Origin of the sequence: uncultured Xanthomarina sp., assembly GCF_963971605.1 — a bacterium.
GTDB classification, from domain to species: domain Bacteria; phylum Bacteroidota; class Bacteroidia; order Flavobacteriales; family Flavobacteriaceae; genus Xanthomarina; species Xanthomarina gelatinilytica.
On the sequence record NZ_CAXATZ010000019.1, the window covers coordinates 39,791 to 50,918 of the forward strand.

Below are 11,128 nucleotides of genomic sequence, written 5' to 3' on the forward strand. Positions count from 1 at the left end.
GAAGACAGATTCAAATAAAATAATTAGGTTAACAAATGCAGAGTCGGTTTCTTTAAATTTGGAATAGAATGCCAGCATTTACCACTATTTGTTCGTAATCGCTTACAATGTATTTTGGTTCTAGGTAAACACTTAGCTTTTCGGAGAAAGCCCATTTGCCACCAGCTCCAATATTGGCACCAAAAGCGTTATCGCTTACCTCATAAGTATCGTAATAATACCCATAATAATACGCGCCTGTTTTGTAGTTGGAATAATTGACACCTAGCAACGGATAAATTTTTAGCTTGTCATCAATAATGTTGAAAAAGTAATGGGCATTTACATCTACAGCTAAAATATTTTGGTTGTAGCCATATAAGCTATTTCCAAAAAAGTAAGTTCCTCCAGGTGCAATAGCAATTTGTTCCGTAATGTTGAACTCTGCTTTAAGTGTAATTCCAGGACCTGAAACCTTTTCGTTATAAGCCAATCCGCCACCAAGGGCTATTTGTGCCTGGGTTTGTAATCCAAACAATAGGATTGCTGCATACATAAGTAGATTTTTTGTGTTGTTGAAGGATTTGAAATTAAGTAGTTTCATGTTTTTAAATGTTTTTAAGTTATTGATGTTTTTCTTTTTAATATTGTATAAACAGAAAGGTTAACATTCAACACTGGAAAACATACAATTATTGATAACTCTTTTAAAAATGAATGGCTTCTGCTTAAAAAAAGTTAATTTAGCAGCATCGTGTTAACCTTTTATAATTTAGGATATTAAATGCATAGAGTTCAAGAGAACATAACTGTTGAAGATTTAAAAAAAGGCTCCGAATTGCTCTTTAAACGGGTTTATGAAGACAATAGGAACCATTTTATAAATTTTGCCAAAAAGTATCATCTGTCCCAAGAAGATACCATAGATGTCTATCAAGATGCCTATATTATTTTCTATAATAATGTGATGCAAGGCAAAGTGGAAGAATTTACAAGTTCTATAACTACCTACTTATTTAGTATAGGAAAGTATTTAATTTTTGATAAAATGAAAAAGAATAAGAAGACTATAAATCCAGATTTCGATTTGTCCCTTATTAGAGAAAAAGAAGAACTTGAAGATATGAACCTGGATTTAGATCAGGAAGCCCTAACAACAGAACAAGTTTTGTTGAAAAAGCATTTTGCAACCTTAGGAAAAAAATGTCAGGAATTGTTAACCTTATTCTATTACAGAGGATTTACCATTAAAGACATTATAGAAACTAGTGAATATACCAGTGAAAATGTGGTTAAAAGTGCTAAATCCAGATGTATGAAAACCTTAAAGGAACGAATTAATAGCAATTAACAATAGCAATGAACAATCAAGAACTTTTATATCATTATTTTTCTAACAGTTTAACACCTGAGCAAGAATCCGTTTTCAAAAAATTACTGGAAACAGATGCCGAATTTAAAGCTGAATTTGAATTTGAAAAGGGATTGCAAAAAGCCATAAAAAGCCATGAAACCGATAGGCTAAAAGCAATGCTTAATGAGGTTGAAACAAAAATAAATAAACGTCATAATACCGTGTTTAACTACAGAAACCTTGCCATAGCTGCTTCTATAGCCATTTTGTTTGGTTGGTTTGGATACAATACCTTTTTTAGTACCAATTACATTAGTTTGTATGAGAATCATTTTACCGAATATCCAAATACGGTTTATACCATTACCAGAAGTGACGATGCCAATTCTATAGAACGTGAAGCTTTTGTAGCTTACGAAACCAAGAATTACCAAACAGCCATTGAAAAATTTGAGGCACTTTCAGCTGATGAAACCAAAGATTACCTAAATTTTTACAAAGCTCAAGCTTATTTGGGTATGGACAACATTCAAGAGGCCAAAGGTTTGTTTCAACAAGTAGTTGCCAAAAATGAAAGTTTTGTTGCAGAAGCTACATGGTATCTGGCCTTAATTGCAATTAAAGAGAAAGATAAATCTTTGGCAGTATCCTATTTGGAACACTTAATGGCCAATTATTCCTATAACAAAGATAAAGCACAAGCACTTTTAAAGGAGCTTAACTAGACTTTTGGTTTTTCTTTACTAGCAAACCTATTATCAATAACAAAACAACTCCTATTGCCACATACCATAACCAATTGTTGGTAGTGGCAATTGCTGAGGTATTTCCAGAAATTATAAATCCAGACCAGTAATAAGGATGCACTAAGGCATTTTGGCTGTTTTCATTTAAAAAAGAAACTTGTGCTTGTTGCAATGCCAAGCTTTTGGAGTTTCCTTCTGATAGATTTTTATAAAAAGCATCCATGATCTTTAAAGTGGAGCCATCGTTAATTTTCCATAAGGTGCTGGATATACTGGAAGCTCCACCAAAGTAAAAGCCTCTGGCAAGACTTAAAAATCCTTCCCCACGTTTTAAATTGCCTATGCCACTTTCGCAAGCACTCAAGGTTACCAAATTGGTGTTGAGGTTTAAATTATATAGATCGCTAACATAAAGTAGGTTGGAATTGGTGTTATTGGGTTGAAATGCCAAATAGGAATATTCGGGAGTTTCATCATTTAAAATGGCATGTGTGGCAAAATGTAACAACCCATAATGTTCACTTTCGGTATTAAAATTTTGAAGTGTCGCTTGGGTATTGGTCAAGGTTTTTCCACTGAAATAATTTAAGATGTCCTCGGCTTCGGTTTGATTGTTTGGTAAAGGCATTAAGTTGGCATTAATCGATGCATCAAAACTGGGAGCAAAGGCCAAAACCTTGTTGTTGATGCCTTCTTTCTCTGAAAGCTGTTTAAATAAAGTAGCAGAATTTACATAGCTTATGGCATGGTTTTCAATTACATACTTCGCTCTGCCATTGGTTGAAAAGCTTGAAAATGGAATGTAATTCAATAAGCCATCTGTTACAATAATAAGATTTTTATGGGACAGATTATCAATGTTTGGAGCCACTAGTTTAGTGTACAAATAAAACGATTTGCTGTTTAACTCTTCAAGATTGGATTTTGGGTTGTTTAGCAATTTGTACAGGGAAACAATATTGTTTTCTAGGTCGTTATTTAATTTACAACGTGTTATATGTTTTGATTTTTTTGTAATGGTGATTGTATAAATGTGATGATTTCCATAAAAGTAGGATAGCAAAGCATCCTTGGTATCCAAGAGGGTTTGTAATTCTTTTATGTTTATTACTTTAGAATTGTATTTTAAATCGTAATAGGTTTTATACCTGTTTTCTATGGTTGTTATAAGTTCCCTGTAATTGTTTTTAACGTCAAAGAGTCTATCCTCCAAAGCTTGATTCTTGGTATGGTTGATTTGTTTTTCTAAATGATTGATTTTGGATTTTAAAAGTTGTTCCTTTTCAATGATATCTTTTGGAATGTTCGCGAATTTTGTGGCTTTTGTGCTTAAAATGGCTTCTAAAAGCAAAACACTCTTGCTTTTTTCTGAATAATAAAAAGCCTTATCCAAAAGTGAGTCTTGTTTGGTTTCTTGATATAAATTATAAACAGCTTCTAGGCCAGATTCAAAAACTGGAAAAGCTTCCTCCATTAAAAACAGTTTGTCTGTGTTGCTTTTAAAAGTAGGCTTTAGCTGGTCTAGGGTTTCTAACGCTTGATCAATGGTTATAAGGTTTTCTGAATACAATTTTAAACTGTTTAAAGCCAAGGCTTTGTTTTTTAAGATTTTTAAAACCACTGTTTGGTTAATGGTAGAGGAATTGTTTATTTCTGAAAACTGTTGTAAGGCTAGATTGTAATTTTCCAAAGCTTTAGTGGGATTCTTAAATTTGGCATGCAACAACCCAATGTTGTTATAAGCTTCAGCCACATCGTTATGAGGTTGGTTTTTCCATTTTTGTTTAATGAGATCTAAAGCTATTTGCAGTTCTTCTTCTGCCATTTCATAAGCTCCTGTAGCTATATGTATTTTGGCTTTGGCCTCGTAGTACACGTTCCATCTTGGATGCTTGTCAGGAAGGTTTTTTTTAATGATATTTAAGTAATAATTGGCACTATCTATTTGCGATTGATTTAAATAGTTTTCCAACAAATGGTTGGCCTCTGTAACAATACTGCTGGAAGAACCGTTGTTTACCAGGTTATACTTCAAAGATTTTTTAAAGTAGCTGTTGGAGGAATCCAGCTGTTTTTGGTTCTTTAAAACTTCTGCCAATAAACTGTAAGTTCTATTAATCTTTACAATATCGTCTGCTTTATTGGATTCTAAAAAGTGAATGTTTTTTGTGTAATAATCTTTGGCTAAGTTGTATTTGCCGTCGTTTACATACATTTTTGCTATAAAGCTGTATGCACTGGTTAACAAATCTATTAAATATATATTCAGCTTTCTGCTATCCAAGGTTTCAATTGAGGTAATGATGGCTTGAAATGCTTTTCTGGATTTATCATAGTCGTTTAACCTGAAATAATACAGACCTTTATCCAGCCAGATGGAATTTATATAGATTAGGTAGTTTTCTGTTTTTTTTAATTCTGAATCATTCTTTAATACTATAGAGTCCAACCGTTCCAAGTTGGTTTTCATTCTTTCAAGATTGTAAAAATGACCTGCTGTTTTATTTGAAGCACTGATGCTGCTTATTAAGCTTTCAAAATCCCCATGTTTGATAGCCATGGAATTTATTTTATTGAAATAATAATATGCAGAATCTTCTTGAGTATAAAGATGTTGGTAGGCTTTGCCATAAAATTCCGTTATGGCATTACTGTAAAGGGAATCTGTTTTGTTTTGGGAAAAAACATGGCTCTTAAAACATATTATAAGTAGTAGCAATAGAGGCGTTTTCATAAAAAAAGTCTTCAGTATGACTGAAGACTAAATTACAAATATTTTAATGAATAATATTTTGAATGATTGTTTTATTCCGGTTCTTGAAAATCCAATAAAATGGAATAGGTTTGGCCGTCACTTTGTATGGTTAGTGTAGCTTGGCCATTAAATCCTGGCTGTTCAAATTGAAATGGTTGAAACCTTCCTGAGTTTTGTGTGTTTGGAATAATCTCAACAGGAGAATTGTTGTTTGTGCTAACTATTATGGTTTCTGTTTCATAATCCCTAATAGTTAAGCTTAATTGGTCTGTGCCTGGTAATAAAACAATGTTCCTAATGGAGTTGTAAACATTAAAGCAAATACATGGTGATGGCGATGGTGGAATAGGAGGTATAATAGGGTTGATAATAGAAAAAGCTTCAGCAGGACTTAAAATACCAGCTATTTCGGTTTCATGTAAGTCTATTTGGTCGTTTGCTGCAGCAATGTTTTCTTGTGCTTGATTATATCCTGGATCGCTATCTGGTATTTGCATCCACTCCTCAATGTCTTCATTAAGCCTATTGATTTCGGATTCTAAATAGAATGTTCTTAAATCACCTTCATAAATATAATTTGTTGCAGTTAATTCTATTTCCTCATTCGTATTGTTGTTGTCATCGTCTTCACAGCTCATATTGGTAAACAATAGTAGTGATAAGATAATTAGGACAAATGTGTTTTTTTTCATAATTATTGAATTTTGGGTTTCTTATTGAACTTTAATGGTTACCATAATATAAAGTTAACATTTTGACACAGTTTTTTATGTATATGTTCTTTAAAATATACTGGTTAAAATACTAAAATAAACGGAATATACCATTAAAACTAATTGTAAGCAAAAGCATTGTATGGTTGGTCTTGGTTTGTGTATGTTTGGTAAGCTTAAGCTTAATTAATCTGGTAAATAAGTATGGAATTACTGTCTCCTTTGGTTACAAACTCCAGATTTTTGTCTTTATCAATATTATCAAGGCTTATTTTGGAGTTTCCATAAACAGGGAAGTTGGCAATAGACTTTCCTTGGCTGTCAAACAGATAAATTTTCTTGGCTTGTAAATCGGTTACAGAAACATAAATTTTATCGTAGATGTAAAAAATATCTGGTTTGGTGTAATTGCCATAGTCCATTTCCAAGGTTTTGTTTTTTATGGTCAACCTATTTTCGGACTGTGCTACAAGGGTTTTGGATGTGGTTTCTATGTGGTGCCTATCTGTAAGTTGGAGGTTTTGTTCTGCTGTATTTCCGTTGGTATCTATGGTAACCAGTTTGCCATCTGTTGTGGTAGTTGTAAATTTGTTATTGTACAAATACACAGCTTGGTTGGAATAGTTATAACTGTTTTTTGGAGATACTCTGGTTTTACCCACACGATCCAAGATATACAGTTTGTTTGCTGTTTTAAACAACAGGTAATCTTTTCTGCCTATTCTAATATGTTGTGGTTGATATATCAAAGGGCTTTCTGCACTTTTAAAATTAAAGCCTTTAACGGTTTTTCCCAATTGATCATACATAAGAATGTTTTTCCCTTGGGTAACCAATAAGCGGTAATTCCTATTGTTGTCGTAATCGAAAACAGAAAGGGGTTGGGTAACTTTATCGTTGAATTTTAATGGGAACGGAGCCACCTCTTTTCCATTTCTGTCTAAAACATAAATACGATTTGGCGTAGCAAACGCCAATTGCAGTCTACCGTTTTTGTACATATCTATTTGTTCTATTTTGCCAAGTATGGCACCATCAAGTTGTTTTTTCCATAGTAATTTCCCTGTATTGGAAATTAAATACAGGTTATTTTTTACATCTTGAAGAATAATTTCTTTTTGGTTTGTTTCATGATTTTTAACAAATTGAGGTGTGTTTAAAATCTCTTCAGTAATTTTTATGTTGAATTCTTCCGTAACCGAATTTTCAATGGCCTTGGTTTTGCTCTTTTTAATAATGGCATTTACGTGTGCAAAATTGGTGTCGTAAATAAACTGTATGGCAGACGCTTTATAATGGTCCAGTTGCAATGGGAGGTTTTCATTAAGAAACTGTTCCATTTTACGGTTTAATGTGGAAGGGTTCACTACATACATTAGCGAAGCTTCATCGCTCAAATTCTCCTTTATGGTTTCAAAATAGGATCTTTGGCTTAAAGTGGTATTGTTTTGATAATTTGCTATAATGTTTTGAAGCATGTCCACTGAGCTGCCAAAAACAAAGAAATTGTCTATTGCACAATATAAAACAGCATTGTTGGATTGTACAAAAGGCGAAAACGTTTGTTGGAACAAATTTGGAGAGGAAAAATGGTAGATATCAATATCCCTATAGGTCTCTGCTAGGTTTTGTTGGTTGGAAAGCGCATGGCTTGTGGAAACTTCGTCTAACGAATTTAATACAATGGCTTCTTGGCTACCTTCAAAAACAACGCCTACTTCAACAATGTTGTCAAACAAAGTGGTCTCTGTAGATAAGGAGTCAATAGTTTGATAAGATTTTAAATTTTGTTTGAAATTACTGAAATTGTTAAAGGTAAAGCTTAAAAACGCATCGCTGTTGGAAGGTGTTATTCTGGCCATTTGGTTTTCTTGCGGCATGGTGTTTTTAAAAACCTCTATAAGGCTTTTTGTGGAGTCTGTTGCTTTTGTAATGCCATTAAAAAGTATTTCATCTTGTTTTAAATCTATATCTAACAAAATGGAATTGCCTAGTTTTTGCTTTGCAACTGTATCATTTATAAAAAAGGAATTAAAGTAATTGTTGTTTTCATTTATTAAAACAGATAACTGACTGTTTTTGTCTGCTGTTTCCAATAATTCCGCAAATTTTAATGGATTGTTCTTCTTGTCCAGAGATTGGGTCAATAGATCCATATGCGAAGCTCCAATAAACACACTGTCCTTAATAACACTATACAGCAAATGATTCTCCACGGTTGTTTTGGTTATGGAAAGGTTTTTGGTACTAATGGTTTCAATTTTATGGTTGAGTAGGGAGTCAACAGTAAATAGGTCTTTGGTGTAATCTGTAATTATGGCATATTGCAAACTATCGTTTTTGTCCGAAACAAAACATAGCAATAGTTCGGTGTTTGTTTTAAAATAATTTAAGGCTTCCAGCTGTTTTGAAACAGATGAAACTGTTTTGGATTTTGACAGTTCCTCAAGAAAATGGTTGTTGTTAATGTTGTTTTTTAGACTTTCAAGATCGGAAACCTTTAGTATAAATGAAGCATTTTCTGGAATAAAATCCAATGGGTTGCCGTGGTTCCTGTCTTTAGTGCAACTGGTAACAAATAAAGTAATTAGGATGAAATTAAAAATGCCTTTCATTTATGTTGAGGGTTTTATGCAAATATAATAAGTTATAGTTCTAATTTTAATTGTTCAGGCAAGAGTCTAAAAGATTTTCTATGATACTCTGTTATACCATATTCCTTTATGGCAAGTCTATGTGCTTTGGTTGGATAGCCTTTGTTTTGATTCCATTGATACATGGGAAATTCGTCATGTATGGATTTCATGTACTCATCTCTATAGGTCTTTGCAAGTATGGATGCGGCAGCTATGGAAAGATACTTGCTGTCTCCTTTAATAATGGTCTTGCTTTGAATATCTTGAAAAGGTTTAAACCTATTGCCATCCACAATAATAAACTCGGGTTTTGTTTTTAAGGTTTCAATGGCCTTGTGCATGGCAAGTATGGAAGCGTTTAAAATATTTATTTTATCTATGGTTTCTGGAAATACATGTGCCACACTGTATGCTAAAGCGTGTTCTTCTATATAAGGTCTTAAAAAGTCCCTTTTTTTTTCAGATACTTGCTTGGAATCGTTTAATATGGAATTTTTAAAATCTTTCGGTAAAATAACTGCAGCAGCAGTAACAGGTCCAGAAAGACAGCCTCTGCCAGCTTCGTCTGTCCCACATTCTATGGAAAAATTTGAAAAATTAAATTTCAGCATTTATATAAATCTTAAGAATAAGTCGTTATTATTAATTGTAATATTGTCTTTTATAAATAAAATCCAATAAGATATTTTCTATTTTTGACAAAAATTAGTTATCAGATTATAGAATAAGGATAATACAATACAAATTCAATACAAGTATTAGACACCTGCAAGGTCTAAAAAATAATTATGAAGAGAATATTTTTAGCATTTTTTTTAATAGGTATTGTTGATTTTGGATTTTCACAAATTTCACCAACTCGAAATAAAACCCAAACGCAAAATCAAGATGGATTGATTGCGAACCCAGATTATCAAGATAACATGAATCAAGGTTCCACTATAAGTACCAGTAATAAAAATATTAAAAACAAAGACGCTAAAATAGAGCAGTATTTAATTATTTCAAAAGAGAGGGATACAACCTTTGTAGATACCACACTTAATGTAAAAAGAGATTACAAATTCAATTATCTAAGAAATGATAATTTTAATTTAATGCCTTTTTCAAATGTTGGTCAATCCTATAATACCTTAATATATAGTTTTAACGATTTGGATTTAATGCCTTCTTTTGGAGCAAGGGCTAGGCATTTCAATTACATGGAAGTTGAAGACATTTATTACTATCATGTGCCAACACCACTCACAGAGCTTTATTACAAAACAGCTTTTAGTCAAGGGCAACAAGTCGATGCTTTTTTTACGACCAACACTTCCAAACAGTTTAACTTTTCAATAGCCTATAAAGGATTGCGTTCCTTGGGTAAATATCAACATGCTCTAACCAGTACTGGAAATTTTAGGTTTACCTCAAGTTACAAAACAAAAGACAATAGATATGTTGCAAATGCTCATATAGTTATGCAAGATTTGTTGAATGAAGAAAATGGAGGCTTGCAAGATAGTAACATACCTTATTTTGAATCTGGTAATCCAGAATTTAAAGACAGGTCTGTACTGGCTGTAAACTTTGAAGATGCCGAAAACATTTTAAAGGGAAAACGTTTTTATTTGGATCACAGATATAAAGTTTTAAAGGAAAAAGATACTTTAACCAAAAACAAACTAAGCTTTGGGAATATCATTTCTTTTGAAGATAAATACTATGAATATAACCAGGAGGATCAAAACGATTATTTTGGAGAAGCATTTCAGCAAGAAGCATTAAAGGACAGAGTAACCCTTGAGGATTTTTACACCCAGCTTTATACTGAGTATAGCAATAATATACTAGGAAACATTAAGTTTCATGTTGCCTATAACAATTTTAATTATGGGTATGACAAGGTTACATATATAAATAATACTTTAATAACCAATAGGTTGTTGGGAGATGTGTATTCTATTGGAGGAGCCTACTCCAAAACCATAAATAGGTTTAGTCTGGAAGGTAATTTTGGATTAAACGTATCTGGAGACTTTGAGGGGAATTATATTAGTGGTCAAGCAGCATATCAATTTACTAAGGATATAGCCTTTGGGGCAAAAATCAGTCATAATTCCAAAGCGCCAAACTATAACTACTTATTATACCAAAGTGTATACGAAAACTATAATTGGCAAACCAACTTCAATAACATAGAAACACAAAACATAGAACTAGCTTTAAAGTCCAAAAAACTTGCAAATGTTTCAGTAGATGTAACTTCCATAAACGATTATACCTATTTTAAAAAAGTAACAGACACAGGTTTGGTAAAACCGTTCCAAAGCAATAAATCCATTAGCTATTTAACGGTTAAATTAGAGAAGGAAATTAAGTATGGAAAATTTGCTTTGGATAACTCTATAGTTTATCAAACTGTTAAAGACGACAACAGTGTTTTCAATGTTCCGGAAATCGTAACTAGAAATACGTTATATTATTCAGATTACTTTTTTAAGAGAGCCTTGTTCTTGCAAACAGGAATTACCTTTAATTACTTCTCTAAGTATTATATGAATGGTTATGATCCGCTATTGGCTGAATTTTATGTTCAAACAGAACAAGAATATGGAGGGTTTCCAAGATTTGATTTCTTTGTGAATGCAAAAATTCAACAAGCCAGAATCTATTTAAAAGCCGAGCACTTTAATTCAGCCTGGACAGGTTACGATTATTACTCTGCTCCAAATCATCCTTATCGGGATTTTACAATACGATTTGGTATTGTATGGAATTTCTTTTTGTAAAGTACTTTATTGACATCCAATTTGGCCTCTAGCAAGAAATAGTATAATTTTTTAAAATAAATTTTTGGACGTAAATACTTGGCAACAAGGCAAGAAAAGAAACACTTGCAAATCCTTTAAAAAATACTTGGCAAAAAGTTTGTTTGATAAAGGAAAAGGGTTGTATCTTTG

8 protein-coding genes are annotated in these 11,128 nt (G+C 32.4%); 3 read left to right on the forward strand and 5 right to left on the reverse strand.

Features of this window, described 5'->3' with window-relative positions; all coding sequences use genetic code 11:
* Positions 1–52 precede the first annotated feature (52 nt).
* Entirely contained in the window at positions 53–583 is a 531-nt protein-coding gene (locus AACY93_RS08690) for an outer membrane beta-barrel protein (RefSeq protein WP_155949942.1), read from the reverse strand.
* A 180-nt stretch (positions 584–763) separates the two neighbouring features.
* Between AACY93_RS08690 and AACY93_RS08695 the strand changes: the two genes are divergently transcribed.
* Together AACY93_RS08695 and AACY93_RS08700 are read left to right on the forward strand one after the other, a co-directional pair.
* A complete protein-coding gene (locus AACY93_RS08695; RefSeq protein ID WP_007650418.1) occupies positions 764–1,330 on the forward strand; it encodes a sigma-70 family RNA polymerase sigma factor in 567 nt (188 codons plus the stop codon).
* An 8-nt stretch (positions 1,331–1,338) separates the two neighbouring features.
* Entirely contained in the window at positions 1,339–2,058 is a 720-nt protein-coding gene (locus AACY93_RS08700) for a hypothetical protein (protein ID WP_286852655.1), read from the forward strand.
* Here the strand turns inward: AACY93_RS08700 and AACY93_RS08705 are convergent.
* The 4 genes from AACY93_RS08705 to AACY93_RS08720 all read right to left on the reverse strand — a co-directional run bounded on the left by AACY93_RS08705 (position 2,051) and on the right by AACY93_RS08720 (position 8,794).
* Entirely contained in the window at positions 2,051–4,813 is a 2,763-nt protein-coding gene (locus AACY93_RS08705) for a CHAT domain-containing protein (protein WP_286852654.1), read from the reverse strand. The genes AACY93_RS08700 and AACY93_RS08705 overlap by 8 nt on opposite strands.
* A gap of 71 nt (positions 4,814–4,884) precedes the next feature.
* Positions 4,885–5,526: a hypothetical protein gene (locus AACY93_RS08710; RefSeq protein ID WP_286852653.1), complete on the reverse strand. Its 642-nt coding sequence runs from the start codon at positions 5,524–5,526 to the stop codon at positions 4,885–4,887.
* 203 nt (positions 5,527–5,729) lie between these two features.
* On the reverse strand, positions 5,730–8,162 hold the full coding sequence (locus tag AACY93_RS08715) for a ribonuclease HII (protein WP_286852652.1): 2,433 nt from the start codon (positions 8,160–8,162) through the stop codon (positions 5,730–5,732).
* Between the two features lie 32 nt (positions 8,163–8,194).
* Positions 8,195–8,794, reverse strand: coding sequence for a ribonuclease HII (locus tag AACY93_RS08720; protein WP_286852651.1), 600 nt, complete (start codon positions 8,792–8,794; stop codon positions 8,195–8,197).
* Positions 8,795–8,971: 177 nt separating this feature from the next.
* Here AACY93_RS08720 and AACY93_RS08725 point away from each other — a divergent pair, with 177 nt between their 5' ends.
* Positions 8,972–10,957, forward strand: coding sequence for a putative porin (locus AACY93_RS08725; RefSeq protein WP_286852650.1), 1,986 nt, complete (start codon positions 8,972–8,974; stop codon positions 10,955–10,957).
* Positions 10,958–11,128 lie beyond the last annotated feature (171 nt).

Bases quoted from the DNA above. Each gene is read 5' to 3' on its own strand.
- AACY93_RS08690 (WP_155949942.1), bottom strand. From the start codon at position 583: ATGAAACTACTTAATTTCAAATCCTTCAACAACACAAAAAATCTACTT.
- AACY93_RS08695 (WP_007650418.1), top strand. From the start codon at position 764: ATGCATAGAGTTCAAGAGAACATAACTGTTGAAGATTTAAAAAAAGGC.
- AACY93_RS08700 (WP_286852655.1), top strand. From the start codon at position 1,339: ATGAACAATCAAGAACTTTTATATCATTATTTTTCTAACAGTTTAACA.
- AACY93_RS08705 (WP_286852654.1), bottom strand. From the start codon at position 4,813: ATGAAAACGCCTCTATTGCTACTACTTATAATATGTTTTAAGAGCCAT.
- AACY93_RS08710 (WP_286852653.1), bottom strand. From the start codon at position 5,526: ATGAAAAAAAACACATTTGTCCTAATTATCTTATCACTACTATTGTTT.
- AACY93_RS08715 (WP_286852652.1), bottom strand. From the start codon at position 8,162: ATGAAAGGCATTTTTAATTTCATCCTAATTACTTTATTTGTTACCAGT.
- AACY93_RS08720 (WP_286852651.1), bottom strand. From the start codon at position 8,794: ATGCTGAAATTTAATTTTTCAAATTTTTCCATAGAATGTGGGACAGAC.
- AACY93_RS08725 (WP_286852650.1), top strand. From the start codon at position 8,972: ATGAAGAGAATATTTTTAGCATTTTTTTTAATAGGTATTGTTGATTTT.